17 protein-coding genes are annotated in these 19,406 nt (G+C 66.1%); 5 read left to right on the top strand and 12 right to left on the bottom strand.

All coding sequences use genetic code 11. From position 1 onward, the window contains the following. Positions 1 to 196 precede the first annotated feature (196 nt). The 3 genes from serA (at position 197) to ACI8UR_RS04680 (ending at position 7,023) form a co-directional block, all read left to right on the top strand. Positions 197 to 1,777, top strand: a complete 1,581-nt coding sequence (gene serA, locus ACI8UR_RS04690; RefSeq protein WP_411715460.1) for a phosphoglycerate dehydrogenase — start codon at positions 197 to 199, stop codon at positions 1,775 to 1,777. Between the two features lie 342 nt (positions 1,778 to 2,119). Continuing rightward, positions 2,120 to 4,558: a prolyl oligopeptidase family serine peptidase gene (locus ACI8UR_RS04685; RefSeq protein WP_411715459.1), complete on the top strand. Its 2,439-nt coding sequence runs from the start codon at positions 2,120 to 2,122 to the stop codon at positions 4,556 to 4,558. Between the two features lie 122 nt (positions 4,559 to 4,680). After that, a complete protein-coding gene (locus ACI8UR_RS04680; RefSeq protein WP_415087606.1) occupies positions 4,681 to 7,023 on the top strand; it encodes a hypothetical protein in 2,343 nt (780 codons plus the stop codon). Here ACI8UR_RS04680 and thrC read toward each other — a convergent pair. Together thrC and ACI8UR_RS04670 are read right to left on the bottom strand one after the other, a co-directional pair. Further along, the gene (gene thrC, locus ACI8UR_RS04675) at positions 7,020 to 8,327 is read right to left on the bottom strand and encodes a threonine synthase (RefSeq protein ID WP_411715215.1); all 1,308 of its coding nucleotides are present in this window, start codon (positions 8,325 to 8,327) and stop codon (positions 7,020 to 7,022) included. The genes ACI8UR_RS04680 and thrC overlap by 4 nt on opposite strands. A gap of 58 nt (positions 8,328 to 8,385) precedes the next feature. Continuing rightward, entirely contained in the window at positions 8,386 to 8,625 is a 240-nt protein-coding gene (locus tag ACI8UR_RS04670) for a hypothetical protein (RefSeq protein ID WP_411715214.1), read from the bottom strand. A gap of 127 nt (positions 8,626 to 8,752) precedes the next feature. Between ACI8UR_RS04670 and ACI8UR_RS04665 the strand changes: the two genes are divergently transcribed. After that, a complete protein-coding gene (locus tag ACI8UR_RS04665; RefSeq protein ID WP_411715213.1) occupies positions 8,753 to 8,905 on the top strand; it encodes a hypothetical protein in 153 nt (50 codons plus the stop codon). Positions 8,906 to 8,923: 18 nt separating this feature from the next. On the opposite strand, the gene ACI8UR_RS04660 is transcribed toward ACI8UR_RS04665, so the two are convergent. Continuing rightward, positions 8,924 to 9,301 (bottom strand): helix-turn-helix domain-containing protein, encoded by a 378-nt coding sequence (locus ACI8UR_RS04660; RefSeq protein WP_411715212.1) that lies wholly within the window; start codon positions 9,299 to 9,301, stop codon positions 8,924 to 8,926. A gap of 103 nt (positions 9,302 to 9,404) precedes the next feature. Between ACI8UR_RS04660 and ACI8UR_RS04655 the strand changes: the two genes are divergently transcribed. Then, complete coding sequence (locus ACI8UR_RS04655) at positions 9,405 to 9,887, top strand: DUF6789 family protein (RefSeq protein WP_411715211.1); 483 nt, start codon at positions 9,405 to 9,407, stop codon at positions 9,885 to 9,887. Here the strand turns inward: ACI8UR_RS04655 and argF are convergent. The 9 genes from argF to ACI8UR_RS04610 form a co-directional block, all read right to left on the bottom strand. After that, the gene (argF, locus tag ACI8UR_RS04650) at positions 9,884 to 10,774 is read right to left on the bottom strand and encodes an ornithine carbamoyltransferase (RefSeq protein WP_411715210.1); all 891 of its coding nucleotides are present in this window, start codon (positions 10,772 to 10,774) and stop codon (positions 9,884 to 9,886) included. The two genes, ACI8UR_RS04655 and argF, sit on opposite strands and share 4 nt — an antisense overlap. After that, on the bottom strand, positions 10,771 to 11,862 hold the full coding sequence (locus tag ACI8UR_RS04645; RefSeq protein WP_411715209.1) for a [LysW]-lysine hydrolase: 1,092 nt from the start codon (positions 11,860 to 11,862) through the stop codon (positions 10,771 to 10,773). Before ACI8UR_RS04645 ends, argF begins: the two co-directional genes overlap by 4 nt. Beyond that, on the bottom strand, positions 11,859 to 12,986 hold the full coding sequence (locus ACI8UR_RS04640; RefSeq protein ID WP_411715208.1) for an aspartate aminotransferase family protein: 1,128 nt from the start codon (positions 12,984 to 12,986) through the stop codon (positions 11,859 to 11,861). The genes ACI8UR_RS04645 and ACI8UR_RS04640 overlap by 4 nt, the downstream gene beginning before the upstream one ends. 2 nt (positions 12,987 to 12,988) lie before the next feature. Beyond that, positions 12,989 to 13,855 (bottom strand): acetylglutamate/acetylaminoadipate kinase, encoded by an 867-nt coding sequence (locus ACI8UR_RS04635; RefSeq protein WP_411715207.1) that lies wholly within the window; start codon positions 13,853 to 13,855, stop codon positions 12,989 to 12,991. Next, entirely contained in the window at positions 13,852 to 14,886 is a 1,035-nt protein-coding gene (argC, locus tag ACI8UR_RS04630; protein WP_411715206.1) for an N-acetyl-gamma-glutamyl-phosphate reductase, read from the bottom strand. The genes ACI8UR_RS04635 and argC overlap by 4 nt, the downstream gene beginning before the upstream one ends. Continuing rightward, positions 14,883 to 15,746: a lysine biosynthesis protein LysX gene (lysX, locus tag ACI8UR_RS04625; RefSeq protein WP_411715205.1), complete on the bottom strand. Its 864-nt coding sequence runs from the start codon at positions 15,744 to 15,746 to the stop codon at positions 14,883 to 14,885. The genes argC and lysX overlap by 4 nt, the downstream gene beginning before the upstream one ends. 116 nt (positions 15,747 to 15,862) lie before the next feature. After that, positions 15,863 to 16,027 (bottom strand): lysine biosynthesis protein LysW, encoded by a 165-nt coding sequence (gene lysW, locus ACI8UR_RS04620; protein ID WP_411715204.1) that lies wholly within the window; start codon positions 16,025 to 16,027, stop codon positions 15,863 to 15,865. A gap of 196 nt (positions 16,028 to 16,223) precedes the next feature. After that, positions 16,224 to 17,786: an argininosuccinate lyase gene (gene argH / locus ACI8UR_RS04615; RefSeq protein WP_411715203.1), complete on the bottom strand. Its 1,563-nt coding sequence runs from the start codon at positions 17,784 to 17,786 to the stop codon at positions 16,224 to 16,226. A 3-nt stretch (positions 17,787 to 17,789) separates the two neighbouring features. Beyond that, positions 17,790 to 18,992 carry an argininosuccinate synthase gene (locus tag ACI8UR_RS04610; RefSeq protein ID WP_411715202.1) on the bottom strand — a complete coding sequence of 401 codons (1,203 nt, stop codon included), beginning with the start codon at positions 18,990 to 18,992 and terminating at the stop codon, positions 17,790 to 17,792. Positions 18,993 to 19,406 lie beyond the last annotated feature (414 nt).

The raw sequence follows: 19,406 nt of genomic DNA, 5'->3' as shown, positions 1-19,406 counted from the left end.
AGCGGGTTCCGTATATAGCCATCGCCGCTCATGGACGGCCTTTAGGGTGGCCGGCAGCTGGATGGCACTCTCGTGTGTATTGGGACGGTGACTATGGTCTGGATATGCAGAAACGTGTCCAGAATATCCGGTTTCGTCGCCGGCAGAACGAGGCGATGAAGAAAGCGTTATCCCTGCCGGACGGGAGCATACGCGCATGAAGGTACTCGTCACGGATCCTATCGCTGAGGCTGGGCTCGACGTGTTGCGCGACGCCGGCCATGAGGTCGTCACGAACTACGAGGCGGAAGGTGAGGCGCTTCTCGACGCCGTTTCAGATGCGAACGCGCTCATCGTCCGCTCCGGCACCGAGGTCACGCGCGACGTGCTCGAGGCCGCTCCCGACCTCGTCATCGTCGGTCGCGCCGGCATCGGCGTCGACAACATCGACATCGACGCTGCGACCGACCAGGGCGTCATCGTCGCCAACGCCCCCGAGGGCAACGTCCGCGCCGCGGCCGAACACACCGTCGCCATGACGTTCGCGACCGCGCGCTCGATCCCGCAGGCACACGCCCGCCTGACGAACGGCGAGTGGGCGAAAGGCGAGTTCCTCGGCACCGAACTCAACGGCAAGACGCTCGGCATCGTCGGCCTCGGCCGCGTCGGCCAAGAGGTCGCGAAGAAGCTCGACTCCCTCGGCATGGCTCTCGTCGCCTACGACCCCTACATCTCCGAGGAGCGCGCCGAACAGCTCGGCGCCGAACTCTCCGAACTCGACGACGTGCTCGCACGCGCGGATGTCCTCACCATCCACACGCCGCTGACGCCCGAAACCGAGAACCTGATCGGCGAAGCCGAACTCGCCGAGCTGGAAGGTGGCTACGTCGTCAACTGCGCTCGCGGTGGCATTATCGACGAGCCCGCGCTCGCTGCGGCCGTCGACGACGGCGTTCTCGCCGGTGCCGCCCTCGACGTGTTCGCCGAGGAGCCGCTTCCGGAGGACAGCCCGCTGCTGGACGTCGACGACATCATCACGACGCCGCATCTCGGCGCCTCGACGGAGGCCGCCCAGGAGAACGTCGCCGTCTCGACGGCCGAACAGGTCGTCGCCGCGTTCAACGAAGCGCCCGTGATGAACGCGCTGAACGCGCCCTCGATGGACGAATCCGCCTTCCCGCGCGTCGAGCCGTATATCCACCTCGCGGAGACGGCAGGCAAAATCGCTGTCCAGGTGCTCGACAGCCGCGTCGAAAGCGTCGAGGTCAGCTACGAGGGTGACATCGCTAAGGAGGACATCGACATCGTCACCGCTTCCGCGCTGAAAGGCGTGTTCCGCCCGCTGGAGTGGCAGGTCAACGCCGTCAACGCGCCGCGAATCGCCGAAGAGCGCGGCATCGAAGTGAGCGAGACGAAGCGCCGGCAGGCCGAGGATTTCCAGTCGCTCGTCACCGTCACCGTCGGCGACGGTGAGGAAGAGATCGCCGTCTGCGGGACGCTGTTCGCCGAGGACGACGCCCGTATCGTCCGCGTCGACGGCTACCGCGTCGACGCCATCCCCGGCGGCAAGATGATGGTCGCACGCAACACCGACGAACCCGGCGTCATCGGCCACATCGGTACCGTGATGGGCAAATACGACGTCAACATCGCGGGGATGTTCAACGCCCGCGAAGTCCACGGTGGCGAGGCGCTCACCGTCTACAACGTCGACCAGGAAGTGCCCGATGAGGCACGTCGGGAACTGGAATCCGACGAGCGCATCATCGAGACGAAGTACATCAGCCTCAACGGCTAGACAGGGCGCTCGTTCAGAGCCAGCCCGTCACACGACTCCAGAAACTGCCTTCCGATCGCTCTTTCTCGGTGATGAAGGCGTTTCACGGCGCTCCTCGCTGCGCCGCAGTTCGGCTTCGAGCGCGGCCACCCGCTTGTCGGTTCGAGGCGCGTTCGCCGGTATCGAGGCCATACCCCATGTGTGGTACACTGTGTCAAAAATCTAGCCAGACAGCCGTCATATCACCGCTCTGTGAGGCGTGTGGTGTGAACGCACGCCTCTCGAGTCGGTGTCTCAGGGAGGTTTAAACAACGTGCGATGGGTGGAGGAACGCCTATCCCGCTCGAATGTAACGATTCGATAATGTCAGAAGAGTCGACCGGTCTGGGAGGTTCCGATTCTGCGCGGTCGGAGCCTCGAATCGGGCCGGAGTCGCTACACGGTTCGAATCCGACGCCGCCACAGCTCGAGAACGGCGATGGGTGGAGCGCCGACCCACTGCTTGTCTCCGGCTGTGACGCCTACGTCGACGGGGAGTATCTATATCAGGATTACGTCTACGACGACCACGGTGCCGACACGCGGTCGGTACTCGACCAGCCGCCGGACGGCCACACGCTCGGCGGCTTCTACTCCCGGGCGACCGGCGACTATCGGTATCCGACCGACCCCGACACGTACGCGTTCAACGCCGCGGACTTACTGGAGTTCCGCGCTCGCCCGAGCGAGAACGGCGTCACGTATCGCATCACGCTGAACACGATGGTTGACCCCGAGGCCGCCGCGGTCGCAATCGGCATCGACACGGGCGACGGCGATGGCCGAACCGACTGGGGCTATGGCTTGGGCGAGCTCGGCGCGTCGGTCGATCACCGGCTCGTGACGTGGGGCACGGGTGCAGAGTTCGACGGCGAACCGCTCGATTCCGACCGCGTTTCCGTCGACGTTCGTCGCAACCAGATCGAGGTCGAGGTACCGCTCGACCCCGGCGAGGAGACGTGGCGCCACTACGCCGTCGTCGGCCTCTGGAACGACGAACAGGAATCCTTCCAGGAAATCGCGGTCGACGCCGACCGGGCCGTCCCCGGCGGCCGCAAGTCCGGGCAGTCGCCGCCGCCGGTGTTCAACGTCGGCTTCCGCTTCGAGGAGCCCATCCAGCGCAACATCGACCTCGGGGAACTCCTCCCGCGGCTCGCGATGATCATCGCGAACGCGCCGATGGAGGTGCTCCAGCAGCTCGACGACCCGGCGCAACTGCTCGGCACGCTTGGCGACGCGCCGGAGCTTTTCGATATCGACAACCCACTGAAACTGTTCAACCCGCTCGATACGCCGCTCGGCATTTCCGGGCTCATCGATGTCGCCGAGCGGCTCTTACCGCTCAACGACATCGAGGGCATCCCGCGCGTCATCGGCGTCGGCAACTGGCAGGAACACGGCCAGTCGACGGCGCTTGCGAACCGTGACATCTCCCAGTATCACGCCGATATCGATTTCGGGAAGCTCCAAGATGGCGTCGAAGAGCGGAACACGCCCGATTCGGGCTTCGTTTCCTATCTGTACCCCTCCCGTTACGACTTCGGCGAGGGCGTCGACCCATACGCGAACGTCCTTGAGGGTCGCATCCAGCCCTACGCCGCTTACATCCCCGAGGATGTCGAGGAGCCGGCGCCGATGGTGACGATGCTGCATTCGCTCGGGAACTGCTACACCCAGTACCCAGTCTACATGCCCTCGCTCGTCGAGGCGCTGGCCGAACACACCGGCGGCGTCGTCTTCATGCCCCAGACCCGCAGTCCCGGTATCTGGTACAAGGAGAAGGCCGAACTCGATGTCTTCGAGGCGTGGCGCGACCTCGAAACCCACATCGACATCGACCGCAACCGAGTGTCCGTGGCGGGCTACTCGATGGGCGGCTTCGGTGCCATCATCATGGCGACGAAGAATCCCGACCTGTTCGGCCGCTGTTTCGGCGTTGTCGGCCCGCCGGCCGAAGATCCGCTGAAGGCGCCGACGAACAACATGATCGCGACGCCGTCGATACTGATGAACGAACTGCTCGGCGGCGAAGGCGGCGGTCGGCTGTTCTCCATCTTCACGGAGAAACCGGAGAACGCCCTCCGGCTCACGGAGAACCTCCGGCATGTGCCCCTGCTGCTGTGGCACGGTGGCGCCGACCCGCTCGTGCCACTTCTGGGCCCGACGAACTACGCCAGGCGGCTCCGGTCGCACGGCTACCGGCACCAGATCGATGTCTTCCCGACGGTCGACCACTTCTCGCTGGCCGTCCGTGACCGCTGGGACAGGGGCCCGGAGTATCTCGCCGACACCGAAACGCCCGACCATCCCGACCGAGTCACCTACCGGCGCGTCCCGGAGTTCGACTACCCCGAACTCGATATCCGGCACGACAGCGCCTACTGGGTCACGGATATCGAGGTGCGCGAGGGCCACTCCAGCGGCCTCGTCGATGCCACGTCGCTGGCCGACGGCTACGCCGACCCCGAGCCCGAACAGTACACCACCACGGGCACCCAGCCCATGGCATACACCGGCACGGGAATCAGATGGGACGAGTCGGAATCGGTTCGCGCCCCGACAAATACGGTCGAACTCACCCTTGAGGGCGTCTCCGAGGTGACACTTTGGATCGAGGCCGTGGAACTCGACCCGAGAGCGGAGCTCACGCTCGAAATCGACAGCAACATCGGGACGACGGTGGTTCTCAGGGGGTCGTTCGGCAGCCACGAGGTCGCCGTCGACGCCGGCGAGTCGACGCTCGTCGTGCCGCCCCTCGCCTGACGAGTGACCCCCGCTCACTATCGAACGGTTTCACCGACCCACCGGATGGCTCGGGTGGATATTTAAACTGGCCAATAAACGTTGGGCTAACACATTTCCCTATCGGAGGACTCTATAGCGATATGTCCAACGAGCACCGCGACCACGAGGCGGAAGCGGGTGACTCCGACCCAGCCTCGCCTCCCCGCCCGGGCCCGGATGCGCTGTACGGCCCGAACCCCACCCCGCCGCAACTGGAGAACGGTGACGGGTGGGCGGCAGAGCCGTTGATGGTCGCCGGCTGTGACGCCTACCGCGACAGTGAGTATCTGTATCAAGACTACGTTTACGACGACCGCGGCGCTGACACCCGTGCGTGGACGGCCGGCGCTCCGTCCAACGCCGCCTCGCTCGGCGGCATTCTCTCACAGCCGACCGGCGACTACCACTATCCGAACGACCCCGACACCTACGGCTACAACGCCGCAGACCTACTGGAGTTCCGCGCCCAACCCACAGAGGACGGGATCACGTATCGCATCACGCTGAACACGATGCTGGAGCCGGACGCGGCCGCAGTCGCCATCGGTATCGACACGGGCGATGGGGATGGCCAGACTGACTGGGGCTACGGCCTGGGCGAGCTCGGTGCGCCGGTCGACCACCGGCTCGTGACGTGGGGCACGGGCGCGGAACTGGACGGCGAACCGCTTGAAGACGGCCGCGTCTCCATCGATGTTCGTCGGCGACAGATCGAGGTCGAGGTACCGCTCGATCCCGACGAGGAGACGTGGCGTCACTACGCCGTTGTCGGCCTCTGGGACACGGAGAGCGGGTCGTTCATGCAGGTCGGCGTCGATCCCACCGAAGAGCTACCCGGCGGTGGCCACGACGATTACGACCTCCCGCCGGTGTTCAACGTCGGCTTCCGATTCGACGAGCCGTATCGCCGGCATCTCGGCCCGGCCGAAGTCGGCCGTGGTCTCTTCGACCTGCTCGACGTGTCCGGGCTCGGACACAACCTCGTCGAGCTGTTCCTCGACCGGTCGCCACGCGTGCTCGGCGAGGGGAACTGGCGCGAACACCAGCAGGCGACGGCGCTCGCGAATCGTGATATCTCCGAACTCCACGCCGACATCGACTTCGGAAAACTCCAAGAGGGCATCGAGGAGCGGAACGTCCCCGACGCCGGGTTCAACTCCCTGATGTACCCCTCCCGCTACTATCTCGGCGAGGGTATCGACACCGACCACGACATCTTGGAGGGGCGCATCCAGCCGTACAACGTGTACGTCCCGGAGAACCTCAAGGAGCCAGCGCCGCTCATCCTCCTTCTGCACTCGCTGAGCTGTTCGTACACACAGTACGCCGTCTACATGCCGAACCTCGTCAAGCAGTTGAGCGAGGCGACGGGCGCCGTCGTGTTGATGCCGCAGGCCCGCGGCCCCGGTCGCTGGTACAAACGCGAGGCCGAACTCGACATCTTCGAGGCGTGGCGCGACCTCGAAACCCGCATCGACATCGACCGCAGCCGGGTGACCATCGGCGGCTACTCGATGGGTGGGTTCGGTACCTGTATGCTCGCCGCGCAGTGTCCCGATCTCTTCGGACGCGGTTTCTCGGTCGTTGGCCCGCCCTCCGAAGACCCCATCGAGGGAATCACCGGCGGCCTCTTCAAATCCCCCTCGCGGCTCACGAGCGACATCTTCGGCGGCGAGGGCGGTGGCGACATCCTCAACATCTTCACCGACAACCCAGAGAGTGCGATGGAGGTCACGGCGAACCTCCGGCACGTCCCGATGCTCATCTGGAACGGTCTCGGCGACCCGCTGGTGCCGATTCTCTCGCCGGACAACTACGCCGGCCGGCTGAAGAGTCACGGCTACCGCTACCAGTTCGATGTCTTCCCGACACAGACGCATCTCTCCTTCGGCCACAACGACGAGTGGGACGGCATCCCCGAGTTCATCTCCCGCGGGAAGGTCATCCGGAACCCCAGGCGGGTCACCTACCAGCAAGTGCCCAAACTCGACCATCCCGAGGTCGGCCTCGTCCACGACGGCGCCTACTGGGTCTCCGATATCGTGACCCGGGACGGCGAGAACACGGCCCTCGTCGACGCCATCTCCCTGGCCGACGGCTACGCCGAACCCCGAATCGGGTCGTTCAGACGCTACGGCCGCAAGCCAAAACGGCATCTCAGCCGCGGCGTCCAGTGGGAGACGCCGACCATCGACTCGCGCCGGCCGCCGGCCAACCGCATCGAGGTGTCGCTCGACGGCGTCTCCGAGGTGACGCTGTGGGTCGATGAGGCCGGCCTCGACGCCGACGAGGAGATGACTATCGAGGTCGAAAGCGACGGCCCTGCGACGCTGCATCTCGCGACCGCCTTCGAGACGATAGCGATTGACGTGCCCGAAGGCGAGACGACGAAGAAGGTGTTACTCGAAGAGCCGCCGGCAGAGCCGGGCGCGGAAGCCGCCTAGAACAGGCTGCGAAGCCGACCGAACAGCCCGCCTTTATCGTACGTTTCCCCGGCCAGGTGTGCCAGGACAGCGCCGGTGTCGTTGATAACCGGCTCCGGTTCGCTGCCCGCTTTTGCGGCGGCGTCGGGGTCTTTCAGCAGGTGCCCGGTCGTCAGACAGACGACGTCTTCGCCCTCGCCGCCGACGCCCTGTTCGCGGAGTTTCCGCAGGCCTGCGACTGAGGCGGCGGAGGCGGGTTCGACGCCCACGCCCTCGCCGGCAAGCGCGCGCTGGGCGTCCGTGATTTCCTCGTCGCTGACGGCGACGGCCGTGCCGCTCGTCTCGCGGATGCCCGGCAACGCCTTCGGCGCGTTGACGGGGTTGCCGATGCGGATGGCCGTCGCGATGGTCTCGACGCCCTCCCAGCGTTCGGTCTCCTCGGCGCCTTCCTCGATGGCTTCGACCATCGGCGCGGCGCCCTCCGCTTGCACGCCCGTCAGTTTCGGCACGTCGCCGGGCGCGAGGTCGCCCGCGGCGACCATCTCGCGGAAGCATTTGTAGAGGGCGGCGGTGTTGCCCGCGTTGCCGACCGGCAGCACGATGCGGTCGGGGAAGCGGCCGTGGTCGTCGCGGAACTCCTCTAAGATCTCCAGGCCGATGGTCTTCTGGCCCTCAAGACGGAAGGGGTTCAGCGAGTTCAAAAGATACGCCTCGCCGCGGTCGGCCAAGTCCTGAACGATGTCGAGACAGGCGTCGAAGTTGCCGTCGACTTCGAGGATGCGGGCGCCGTGGAGACTCGCCTGTGCGATTTTGCCCGCGGCGACCTTGCCGGCCGGCAACAGAACGAGCGTTTCGAGGTTCGCGCGAGAGCCGTAGGCCGCAAGCGCCGCCGAAGTGTTGCCCGTGGAGGCACACGCCAGCCGGTCGACGTCGAGTTCCTGAGCGACGCGAACGCCGACGGTCATGCCGCGGTCTTTGAACGACCCGGTCGGGTTCATGCCCTCGTGTTTGACGCGGAGGGTTCGGACGCCGAGTTCGTCCTCGAGGTCGGGCACCTCGTGCAGCGGCGTGTCGCCCTCGGGGAGCGTGACGCCGATCTCGAACGGCAGCGCGGCGTTGTAGCGCCAGACGCCGCTACCCTCGAACTCCTCGAAGGTGGGGTAGCGGTCGTAGCGGGCCTCCAGAAGGCCACCGCACTCCTCGCAGGTGTAGATGATGCCCTCGAAGGGCGGGTGTTCGTGGCCGCACTGGATACAGTGGAGCCAGACGCCGTCGTTCGCTACGTCGGGGGCCGTCGGGTCATCCGGGAGCGTGAGGTCAGCCATTGGCGAGTGATGGCAGGCAGCGGTCAAAAAGGGGCCGTTTCGCGCCGCCGACGGCGCCTCAGTCGTCCCGAACGTAGCCGTAATGCTGCATACACGACCGCATCTCCGCTTCGTCCTCGTGTTTGTGCAGCGTCGTCGGCGAATCGCAGTAGTAGATATCGCCGTCGAACCGGAGCGTCAGCTCCTCGGGATTGCCGAGCACCTCCGTCTGGACGACGAGTCGCTCGCCCTCCCGAAGGCGTTCCAACAGTTCATCTGCGGTGTATTCGCCCGCTTCGACGACGTTCGAGCCGCTCATACTTCGTCCCATGCGCTACTGACACTTGAATCGTCCACTCCGTCAGCCGCATGTCTGACATACGGTAACACTTAACAAGACAAGGCGAGAATCGCCTCTTGTGGGGCGGTATCGCCCCGGATTCACCATGCCAGCGCCACCGGAACACGACCGCGACGACGCGCTCCCCGTCAGGCGGAGCCAGTGTGTGGTCATCGAACTCGAAAACGGCGAGGTCATCATCTACGATACGGAGAACCACAGCGCGTGGCTCCAGTCCGACGCCGCCGTCGAGCTATAGGCGCTGGCTTGCGACCCGCTACTCGGGGAACTCGTCGATCTTCTCGTGGACGTATTTCGCCCACTCGTCAAGCGTCTCGTGCATCAACTGTCGGGCTTCTTCGGGCGGCGTCGCGCGATACTGGTAGACGTGGCCGCCGCTGTCGAGCAGGCGTCGCCGTCGTTCGACGAGCTCCTTATCGAGCAGCGTCGTCAGCCCACGGTTCACGTTACTGCGGTCGCGGTCGACCTCCTCTGCGAGTTCGGCGACCGTGCTATCCGGCGCATCGAGCAGTTCCATATAGAGGCGTGCCTCGTGCTCCTGGATACCGAACACACATCGGAGCACCTCCTCGAACCCCGGCTCGGATTCGAGCATCAGGTCGCGAAACCGCGAGGGATCCGGGTCTGTTTCCATACCCGTTCAACGAACGCCCCGGCGTTAAAGCCAACGTGTGCGCCGTGACCACACAACCACATTCTCGGCCCAATAGTTTACTTCCGACTTCCGAGAGTGAAACATGGCATCAGAAACTGCCACGGCGAGCAGTATCGAAACGGACGCAGTCGCTGGCAACTGGAAAGCCGGCGTCACCGGCGGTCTCATCGGCAGCGCCGTCTTCGGCGTCATGCTCACGCTGCAGATGACGAACGTTATCGAAATCGCCATCCCGTCGATGTACGGGCTGGCGCCACCGGCCAGCGGCCTGGCCGGGTGGTTCGTTCATATGAGTCACGGCGCTGTCCTTGGCGTCGCCTTCGCGGGCTTCGTCGGCGCTGTCGGTCTCGACGGCGAATCGGCACAGAAACAGGTCGGAGCCGGCCTCGCTTACGGTATCGTGCTGTGGGTCGTCCTCGCCGCTGTCGTCATGCCCATCTGGCTGTCGACGGTCGGGTCGCCGGCGAGCCCGCCATTGCCGAATTTCAACCCACAGAGTCTGATTGGCCACGCCATCTACGGCGCCGTACTCGGTGCAACCTACTACGCGCTCGAAGACCTCTAGAGCAGGTACGTCAACAGCCCTTTCTGGGCGTGCAGACGGTTTTCGGCCTGATCCCAGACGATGGCGTTGTCGCTTTCCATCACCGCGTCGGTGACCTCTTCGCCGCGGTGGGCGGGCAGACAGTGCATGAGCAGGCGGTCGTCGAGCCACGCTTCGGTTATCTGGAAGCCGCCCTGTGAGAACGTCTCCAGTTTCTCGGCGCGTTCGGACTCCTCGCCCATGCTCACCCAGACGTCCGTGTAGATGATGTCGGCGCCGTCGACGGCTTCCTCGGGGTCGGTCGTCGTCTCCGGGGGCTCACCGAGTTCGGCAGCACGTTCGAGCACCTCGTCGTCGACGTCGTACTCTTCCGGCGTCGCGACGACGAGATCGAGCCCCACGAGCGCCGCCCCGAGGACGAACGACTGACAGACGTTGTTGCCGTCGCCGATCCAGGCGACGCGGGCGTCGAAGCCGTCGAAGCGCTCCCGAATCGTCAGCAGGTCGGCCAGCGTCTGGCAGGGATGGGCGTCGTCCGTGAGGCCGTTGACGACGGGCACCTCGGCGTACTCGCCCAGCTCGACGACGTCCTCGTGGTCGAAGACGCGCGCCATGATGACGTCGACGTACCGGGAGAGCGCCCGTGCGGTGTCCTTGACGGGCTCGCCGTGGCCCAGGTGGATGTCGTCGGGGCCGAGGAAGACGGCGTGGCCACCCAACTGCGTCGCGCCCGTCTCGAAGGAGACGCGCGTTCGGGTCGACGGCTTCTCGAAGATCATGCCGAGGCTCTTGCCGTCCATCGCTTCGGCCGTCTTGCCGCGGGCGTGTCGCTCCTTCAGGTCGACCGCCCGTGTCAGCACTTCATCGAGCTGTTCACGCGTCAGGTCGTCGATGTTCAGGAAGTTCATTGTAACTCCTCCGCGACGGATTCGAGCACCGCGACCGCGCGGTCGAGTTCGCGCAGTTCGAGGTGTTCGTCCGGCGCATGGTCGAGGTCGGAGTCGCCGGGGCCGTAGGTCGCCATCGGGCACTCCCACTCGCCGGCGAAGATGTTCATATCTGCCGTACCCGTTTTCCGGAGCAGACGCGGGTCACCGCCCGCTTCGCGGATGGCGACACGGAACGCCCGCCCGACCTCGGTGCGGGGGCTCTGCATCGTCGGTTCGACCGCGTCCTTCCAGTTGACGGTGCCGGCCGAAAGCTCCGCGTCGGCCAGTTCGCGCACCTCCTCGGTCGAATACTCCGGTGGGACACGGAGCTGGACGTCCATCGTCGCCTCGACGGCGAGGCCGTCCTCGCTGACGCCGCCCTCGATGGTGACGGGTTTTGGCGTCACGCGCTCGAAGACCGGTTCGTACTCGTCGGTCTCGAACCGCTCCTCGACGGCCGACCACCAGGCGATGGCGTCCTGAATCGCGTTGTTCTCCGGCCGGGAGGTATGCCCCGATTCGGAGGTCGCGACGTAGGTGCCCTGGAGGATGCCGCGGTAGCCAAGCGTGATGCCGTCCCAGCCGGATGGTTCGCCGTTGACGACCGCGTCCGGTACGTCGCGGTCGTCGATGAGATGGCGCGCGCCGCGGGAGTCGACCTCTTCGCCGACGACGCCGACGAAGGAGACGCCGGTGCGGACGGCCGCGACGGCAAGTGCCGCGAGCGGCCCTTTCGCGTCGACCGAGCCCCGACCCCACAGTTCGGGGCCTCCCGCTCCGGCGGCTTCGCCGCCTTCGCCTCGGGCCTCCTCCGGAGGCCCGCTCTCCTCGATGCGGACGGGGATATCCCCCGGTACCGTGTCGATGTGGGAGGTGTAGAGGACGGAATCGTCGGCCGGCGCCCGGACGTTCCCGACCTCGTCGATGAAGACCTCGCGGCCGTGGTCGTCGAAGAAGTCCGCCAGCGCCTCGGCACACTCGTCTTCCTCGGGCGTGGGCGACGGGATGGAGACGAGCGTCTCCAGCAGTTCTCGCGCCTCCTCGTCGGCCTCGAGCGTGGCGCTCATGTGATGATGTCCTCCAGCGCCGACACGACGGCGTCGGCGTGCTCGCGCTCGATGGTCAGCGGCGGCAGCAGGCGGACGACGCTGCGGCCCGCCGGTAGCGCGAGGATGCCATGGTCGATTGCGAGGTCGCGCAGTATCGGATTCGCGCCCCGTTTCACCTCAACGCCGACCATCAGGCCGTTGCCACGCACGTCGCGCACCTCGTCGCCGAGTACGTCATCGAGTTCGTCGGTGAGATACGCCCCGACTTCGGCGGCGTGCGACGGGATGTCCTCGTCGACGATGACGTCGAGCGTGGCGCCTGCCGCCGCGGAGACGACCGGCCCACCGGAGAACGTCGAGCCGTGATTGCCGCAGTCCTCGGCAATCCAATCGCGGACGAGCGTCGCGCCGATGGGCAGCCCGCTGCCGAGCCCCTTCGCCGTCGTGAGTACGTCCGGAACGATATCGTGGGCTTCGGCGGCCCACAGCGACCCCGTCCGGCCGAGCCCGGTCTGGATTTCGTCGAGAATCATCGCGGCGCCGGCTTCTGTTGTCGCTTCACGAACTGCCTGCAGATACTCGGTCGGAGCGGGATTGATTCCCCCTTCGCCCTGGAGCGGCTCGACGATGACGGCGGCCGTCTCATCGTCGATGGCCTCCCGCATCGCCTCGCTGTCGCCGTAGGGAACGAACTCGACGCCGCCGGCCAGCGGGCCGAACCCCTCCTTGTACTCGTCTTTCCACGTCGCGGCGAGTGAGCCCATCGTCCTGCCGTGGAACCCCTGCATCGTCGCGATGATTTTCGAGCGACCGGTGGCGTGTCGGCTGAACTTGAGTGCGGCCTCGTTGGCCTCGGTGCCGGAGTTACAGAGCCAGGTGTTGTCGATATCGCCCGGCGCGACCTCTGCGAGCTGTTCGTACAGCGCCGTTCGGGGCGCGTTCGGATACGACGCCTGGACGTACAGCAGGCGCTCGACCTGGTCGGTCGTCGCCTCGACCACCGTCGGGTGGCAGTGACCGACCGGCGTACAGGCGTAGCTCGCGCCGAAATCCAGGTACTCGTTGCCGTTCGTGTCGTAGAGGGTGACCCCCTCGCCACGCTCGATGCTGATGGGTTTCTCGGAGAAGACGAAGCCGCTCATTGTTATTCGAGTGCGCTCGGAAGGATGTGGGTGCCGCCGCCGTCGACGGCCGACCGAATCGGGTTCTCGGCGTTGGCGCTGGCGACGATAACCTCGCTTGCGCCGCCTTCGAGCGCCTCCGTCGCCGCCATGACCTTCCGGCCCATGAACCCCTCGGCGGCGGTTTTCAGTTCGTCGTACTGTTCGGGGGTCTCGACGCGCTCGATGAGCGTCGAGGGGTCGTCGGGGTCACGGTAGATGCCCTCAACATCGGTCAGCGAGACGAGCGTCCCGCCGAGTGCCGCAGTCACGGCCGCCGACGCGCGGTCTGCATCCGTGTTGACCGCGACCAGATGGCGAGACTCCGTCTCGCTCTCCGCCGACCGTTGCTCGGCGGCATCGTCGGCCAGCATCGGTGGCGACGCGACCGGCGTGTAGCCGTCGTCCAGAAGCGACCGCAGAAGGTCGCCGTTGACCGCCTCGATGGTGCCGGAGTGGTCGCCGCGGCGAATCTTCTTCGTGCCGTCCTCGACGACGCGAACGGCGGATTTCCGGGGGCCGTACAGGAGCTGGCCGTCGACGCCCGACAGTCCGACGGCGTCAACGCCCTGGTTCTGTAACCCCGTCACGAGGTCGGTGTTGACGAGGCCGGCCATCGCCATCTTGAAGGCGTCCATCGTCTCTTCGTCGGTGAACCGCCCGACGACGCCGCTCGGTGTTTCGACGTATTCGGGTTCCATACCCATCCTCTCGAGCGTGTCGTCGACGGCGGTCGACCCGCCGTGAACGACGGTGACCGCCGTTCCCTCCTCGCGGAGGGCGGCGATGTCGGCGAGTGCGCCTTCGGGTTCGACGGCGCGCGCGCCGCCGATCTTGACGACGACCGTCATGGCGCGCCCACGGGATGGAGTCCCGAGAAGTCGAGGCCGGCCGTCTCATCGAAGCCAAGCGCGATGTTGGCCGCGTGGACGGCCTGGCCCGCGGAGCCTTTCATCATGTTGTCGATGGCCGAGAAGACGACGACGCGTTTGTTCCGCGGGTCGAGTTCGAACCCGACCTCCGCGTAGTTCGAGCCCGCGACCGCCTTCGGCTCCGGGTAGCGGTAGACGCCGGAGCCGCCGGCGACGAGCCGGACGAACGGCTCGTCTTCGTAACTGCCGCGGTACGCGCCCCAGAGGTCGCCCTTCGAGACGGGTTCCTCGGGGTAGACGTGACACGTCGCGGAGGCACCGCGGGTCATGTCGACCGCGTGGGCGGTAAAGGACACGCTCGTGCCGAGATACTCCTCGATTTCCGCCTCGTGGCGGTGGCCCGTCGGCGCGTACGGGCGGACGACGCCCGAGCGCTCGGGGTGTGAGGAGGCGTCGCCGCCGCCGGCGCCGCCCTCGGAGGAGCCGACCTTCACGTCGACGACGACCTGCTCCGTTCCGGAGAGGATGTCGGCGTCGAAAAGCGGCTTGAGGCCGAGGATGGCGGCCGTGGCGTTACAGCCGCCCGACGCGATGAGGTCGGCGCCGGGCAGGTTCTCGCGGTTGAGTTCCGGTAGCGCGTACTCAGATTCCGAAAGCAACTCCGGCCGGTCGTGACCGTCGTACCACTCGTCGTAGGATTCCTCGCGGTTGAGGCGGAAATCCGCGCTGAGGTCGACGACGGTGTCGGCTACATCGCGGAAGGCGTCGATCTGCTGCATCGTGACGCCGTGTGGCGTACACGCGAAGAGCACGTCGACGGAGTCGAGTTCCTCGGGGCTGGAAAAACGGAGGTTCATGCCCCGGAGGTTCGGGTGGATGGAGCCGACGGTCTTGTTCTCGTAGCTCCGGCTCGTGGCCTGGGCCACTTCGAACTCGGGGTGGCCGTCGAGCAGGCGGAGGAGTTCGCCGCCGGTGAAGCCGCTGCCGCCGATGACACTCGCCGTCGTCATGCGGTCACCTCGACGCCCTGCACCTTCGCTTCCAGCCAGTCGACGACTGCGCTGGGGACGTCGACGTCGGTGACCTCGTTGAGTGCCTTGAACTCGACGGTGTGGTTGACCTCGTGGACGGTGTAGGAATCGCCCGTCTCCATGAGGTCGACGCCGAGGAGGCCGCCGCCGACGGCCTCGGAGGCGCGTTCGACGAGGTTGGCCATTTCCTCGGTGATTTCGAGTTCCTCGGTGTCGGCACCTTGGGCGGCGTTCGTCAGCCAGTGATCCGACGAGCGGGCCATCGCGGCGATGGGTTTGCCGTCCGTGGCGACGACGCGGATGTCACGGCCGGGCTTCTCGACGAACTCCTGGATGTAGAACACCTTGTGCTCGTAGTGGCCGAGGGTCTCTTTGTGCTCGAGGATGGCCTCGGCGGCGTCGCGGGAGTCGATCTTCGCCATGAGGCGGCCCCATGACCCGACGACGGGCTTGAGCACGCAGGGGTAGCCGAACTCCTCGATGGATTCCATGGCCGCCTCCTTGGTGAAGGCGACCTCGGTTGCGGGCGTCGGGATGTCCTCTTCGGCGAGGACGAGGCTGTTCCGTGCCTTGTCGGCGCAGATCGCCGCGGTCTCCGGCTCGTTGACGACCGGGATGTCGTACGATTCGACGAACCGGGTGATGTAACGCGACCGGCTGGTCGCGAGACAGCGGTCGACGACGATATCGACGTCGTCGAAGGCCTCCGGCGCCTCGTGGACGCCGAACCGCTCCTTCCGGACGTCGATCTTCGTCACGTCGTGGCCGCGGTCGCGGAGCTCGCTCAACAGGAGCTTCTCGTCGCGACGGATGCGCGAGTAGAGGACTCCGACGTTCACGAGTCGTCACCTCGTGGCGACTCGTGAGCACGAAGCGCCGGAGGCGATTCGGCGTTCATGCGCCCTCACCTCGCGACCGCGCGTTCGCGCGGCCCGCTACGCCGACGTGCATTGCCTTACTCCCCCCAGTCCTCTTCCAGCTCGGGTGCCGTCTCCAGCTCGACAGGGTCGTCTCCGACCACTTCGAGTTCGGCACCGCAGGTCGCACAGTCGACGATCTCTCCGACTTCGAGGTCGTCATGTAGGTCCAGATCGGCCCCACACTCGGGACATTCTGCCATTGTACCTCCTACTCACCGTCGAAATCACTTAAAGGCTTCGAACTTATCAGAATAATATAATAACGCATACTGGTCTCTATCGGTGCAAACGCGGCGTTTCGAGCGGTCGCAGGTTCCCGTATATCAGGAATGTGGTAGTATGTCCCCGGACGGGGACGGTGGTGGTGCCAGCGGCACCGGAATCGGTCGTCGTCGCTTACGCATACGTCGCCACCTCCTCGCGAAGCGTCGCTTCGGCGTCTTCGAGCGCCTCACGCCGCGTCGCAAGCGCCTCGGTATCGGCCGCGATGCCGTCCTCGACGCGAGCCAGCGCCGCCGCAACCGTTTCGGGTGCGGGCCCGCCGACGGAGTCACGTGAGGCGACGCTTTCAGCGGGGTCGAGCGCCGCCTCGACGGCGTCCCGGTCGACGCGCTCGGCCAGCGGCGTCCCGAGGATGTCTTGGGCCGCCGCATCGAGCGCCTCGTAGTCGGCGCCCTGTTCCGCCGCGCTACCTCGCGGGTCGCTGCGCTCCCCGCTCGATCTTTCCGCGGCGCGTTGCGTCGCGTTTGCCACCATTTCATGCGCTGTCCGGAACGGCACGCCGTGCATCGCCAGCAGGTCGGCCACGCCCGTCGCGGTCGAAAAGCCCTCGCCCGCGGCCGTCGCAAGCGTCTCCTCCGACCACTCGGCCGTCGCAACCGCGCCCGCCGCGACCGCCGTCGCCTCCGTCACCGCATCGACCGCCTCGAAGGCGTGTGGATGGGCACGCTGAAGGTCGCGGTTGTACGCGCGGGGGAGTCCCTTCAGGATGGATAGCAGGGCGTTCAGCCCCGCTGCCGCGTCGCCCGCGGCACCCCGGACGAGTTCCATCGTGTCGGGGTTTTTCTTCTGGGGCATGATCGAGGACGTCGAGGAGTAGTCGTCCGAGAGCTCAACGTAGTCCTTGTTCGAGAAGACGACGAGGTCTTCGGCCAGCCCCGAAAGCGTCGTCGCCAGGGCGGCGACAGCGCCCGTCGTTTCCACGAGGAAATCGCGCGCCGAGACAGCGTCCATCGAGTTCTCGACGACGCCGTCACGGCGCTCCGCGCCTGGCGAGGCTCCGCTCGCTACGCTCGCGGAACTCCCGTCGAAGCCGAGCAGCTCGGCCGTCCGCTCGCGGTCGATGTCGAAGGGCGTGCCCGCGAACGCCGCGGCGCCCAGCGGCGAGCGATTGATGCGCTCGTAGGCGTCGAGCAACCGCTCGGTATCGCGGGCCAGCGCCGACTCGTAGGACTGTAGGTAATGAGCGACGGTGGTCGGCTGGGCGGGCTGGAGATGCGTGAAGCCGGGCATCACCGTCTCGGTGTGCTCGGCGGCCACTTCGGCCAGCACCTCGCGAGCCTCGATGGCCGTCTCGACCGCATTCAGGACATCCTCGCGGAGCCGATAGCGGATGCAGGTCGCCACCTCGTCGTTGCGGGAGCGCGCGGTGTGCATCCGTCCGCCGCGCTCGCCGACGCGCTCGATGACGGCCGTCTCGATAGCCGCGTGGACGTCTTCGCCGTCCGGAAGCGCGCTGTGGCCCGCCGACTCGATGTCGTCGAGCGCTTCCAGAATGGCGCCCGCGTCCCCGTCGTCGATGATGCCCTGCTCTTCGAGCATCACGACGTGGGCACGGTCGACGGCGAGGTCGGCCGCGAAGATGCGTTCGTCGGCCGCGAGGCTCGACAGGAACCCGCGGGCCGGGCCCCCGCTGAACCGCTCGCGGCGGACGACGTCCTCGCTACCCTCGTCAGCCATCTGTTACTCCTCGTTTTGCGTGTTGATGACGCGGTTCGCCAGGCGCTCCTGGAAGCCGTGGTATTTCGCGACGCCCGTCGCGTCGTTCTGTTCGATACCGCCCGTGACATCCTCGGTGTTGAACGAGGCCGCCTCCGCCGAGTAGACGGCGTATTCCGAGGAGCGACCGACCGGGCGTGCTTGCCCGCCTTCGAGTCGAACCGTCACGCTGCCGGTGACACGGGTCTGGGTCTCCTCGATGAAGCCTTCGAGTGCACCGACGAGCGGCGCGTTGACGAGACCCTGATACCCCTTCTCCGACCACTCGTGATCGATCTGCGTTTTGAACGAGCGCTCTTCCTTCGTGAGCACGAGGTCTTCCAGCGCCGCGTGGGCGTTCAGGAGGACGGTCGCTGCCGGATGTTCGTAGTTCTCGCGAACCTTCAGCCCGAGCATGCGGTCTTCCATGATGTCCGAGCGGCCGACGCCGAACTCGCCTGCGAGGTCGTTCAGTTCCTCGATGAGCGCGACCGCTTCCATCTCCGTCCCGTCGAGGGAGACGGGGTAGCCGTTCTCGAAGCCGATTTCGAGTTCCTGTGTCTCGCCGGACGGGGCCGTCGTCCACTCGTAGATGTCCTCCGGCGGCACGTAGCTCGGTTCCTCGAGCTCCGAGCCTTCGATGGAGCGGCTCCAGAGGTTCGTGTCGATGCTGTATTTGCCCTCGTCGCCGCCCTCGACGGGCAGGTCGCGCTCTGCGGCGTACTCCTGTTCGAACTCGCGGGTCAGGCCGAGTTCACGGACGGGCGCGATGACCTCCATGTCGGAGTCACGCCAGACGGCCTCGAAGCGCAGTTGGTCGTTGCCCTTCCCAGTGCAGCCGTGGGCGAGGCCCGTACAGCCCTGTTCCTCGGCGACTTCGAGGATGGCTTTCGCGATGACGGGGCGGGCAAGCGCCGTGCCGAGGGGGTAGCCCTGGTAGGACGCGTTCGCGCGCACGCCATCGAAACACAATTCGGCGAACTCCTCTTTCGCGTCGACGACGTAGTGTTCGAGGTTCAGCGCCTCTGCAGTTTCTTCGGCTTCTTCGAACTCGGCGTCGGGTTGGCCGACATCGACCGTGACGCCGATGACTTCGTCGTAGCCGTACTCCTCTTCGAGCAGCGGAACGCAAACTGTTGTGTCGAGCCCACCGGAGAAGGCGAGCGCGACGCGTTTGTTATCTGACATTATTATGGTGTGTTGGTACTGTCAACCGGACAGGTATCGTTGAAATCGGGGCGAGTGCGACGAGGGGAGTGGGGACTATTCGGGCCTAACGGCCCGGTCGTCGCGGTCGCTGGAGAATGAAAGAGCCACCGCTTGGAGCGGACGTGCTTGAGCGGTGGGTCTGCGTCATGTACTTGCTTCTATTCTCAGAGCGGTATTAAACGCTTGTGGAACGGCACGTATGATTTGGCACGGTATCTCGTGGCGCACGAGACTCCGAACGAAGTGAGGAGTCTCGAGAGCGAGCGGGGAGCGCAGCGACCCGCGAGCTGCGGGGGGTGGCAGTGCCAGAAGTGAGGAGTCTCGAGAGCGAGCGGGGAGCGCAGCGACCCGCGAGCTGCGGGGGGTGGCAGTGCCAGAAGTGAGGAGTCTCGA

Origin of the sequence: Natronomonas sp., from assembly GCF_047616845.1 — an archaeon.
GTDB lineage: Archaea > Halobacteriota > Halobacteria > Halobacteriales > Haloarculaceae > Natronomonas.
The sequence above is the reverse complement of the archived record's forward strand: the minus strand, read 5'-3'. Positions and strand labels throughout refer to the sequence as shown.

Coding starts and splice junctions, on each gene's coding strand:
- serA (WP_411715460.1), top strand. CDS start 197: ATGAAGGTACTCGTCACGGATCCTATCGCTGAGGCTGGGCTCGACGTG.
- ACI8UR_RS04685 (WP_411715459.1), top strand. CDS start 2,120: ATGTCAGAAGAGTCGACCGGTCTGGGAGGTTCCGATTCTGCGCGGTCG.
- ACI8UR_RS04680 (WP_415087606.1), top strand. CDS start 4,681: ATGTCCAACGAGCACCGCGACCACGAGGCGGAAGCGGGTGACTCCGAC.
- thrC (WP_411715215.1), bottom strand. CDS start 8,327: ATGGCTGACCTCACGCTCCCGGATGACCCGACGGCCCCCGACGTAGCG.
- ACI8UR_RS04670 (WP_411715214.1), bottom strand. CDS start 8,625: ATGAGCGGCTCGAACGTCGTCGAAGCGGGCGAATACACCGCAGATGAA.
- ACI8UR_RS04665 (WP_411715213.1), top strand. CDS start 8,753: ATGCCAGCGCCACCGGAACACGACCGCGACGACGCGCTCCCCGTCAGG.
- ACI8UR_RS04660 (WP_411715212.1), bottom strand. CDS start 9,301: ATGGAAACAGACCCGGATCCCTCGCGGTTTCGCGACCTGATGCTCGAA.
- ACI8UR_RS04655 (WP_411715211.1), top strand. CDS start 9,405: ATGGCATCAGAAACTGCCACGGCGAGCAGTATCGAAACGGACGCAGTC.
- argF (WP_411715210.1), bottom strand. CDS start 10,774: ATGAACTTCCTGAACATCGACGACCTGACGCGTGAACAGCTCGATGAA.
- ACI8UR_RS04645 (WP_411715209.1), bottom strand. CDS start 11,862: ATGAGCGCCACGCTCGAGGCCGACGAGGAGGCGCGAGAACTGCTGGAG.
- ACI8UR_RS04640 (WP_411715208.1), bottom strand. CDS start 12,986: ATGAGCGGCTTCGTCTTCTCCGAGAAACCCATCAGCATCGAGCGTGGC.
- ACI8UR_RS04635 (WP_411715207.1), bottom strand. CDS start 13,855: ATGACGGTCGTCGTCAAGATCGGCGGCGCGCGCGCCGTCGAACCCGAA.
- argC (WP_411715206.1), bottom strand. CDS start 14,886: ATGACGACGGCGAGTGTCATCGGCGGCAGCGGCTTCACCGGCGGCGAA.
- lysW (WP_411715204.1), bottom strand. CDS start 16,027: ATGGCAGAATGTCCCGAGTGTGGGGCCGATCTGGACCTACATGACGAC.
- argH (WP_411715203.1), bottom strand. CDS start 17,786: ATGGCTGACGAGGGTAGCGAGGACGTCGTCCGCCGCGAGCGGTTCAGC.
- ACI8UR_RS04610 (WP_411715202.1), bottom strand. CDS start 18,992: ATGTCAGATAACAAACGCGTCGCGCTCGCCTTCTCCGGTGGGCTCGAC.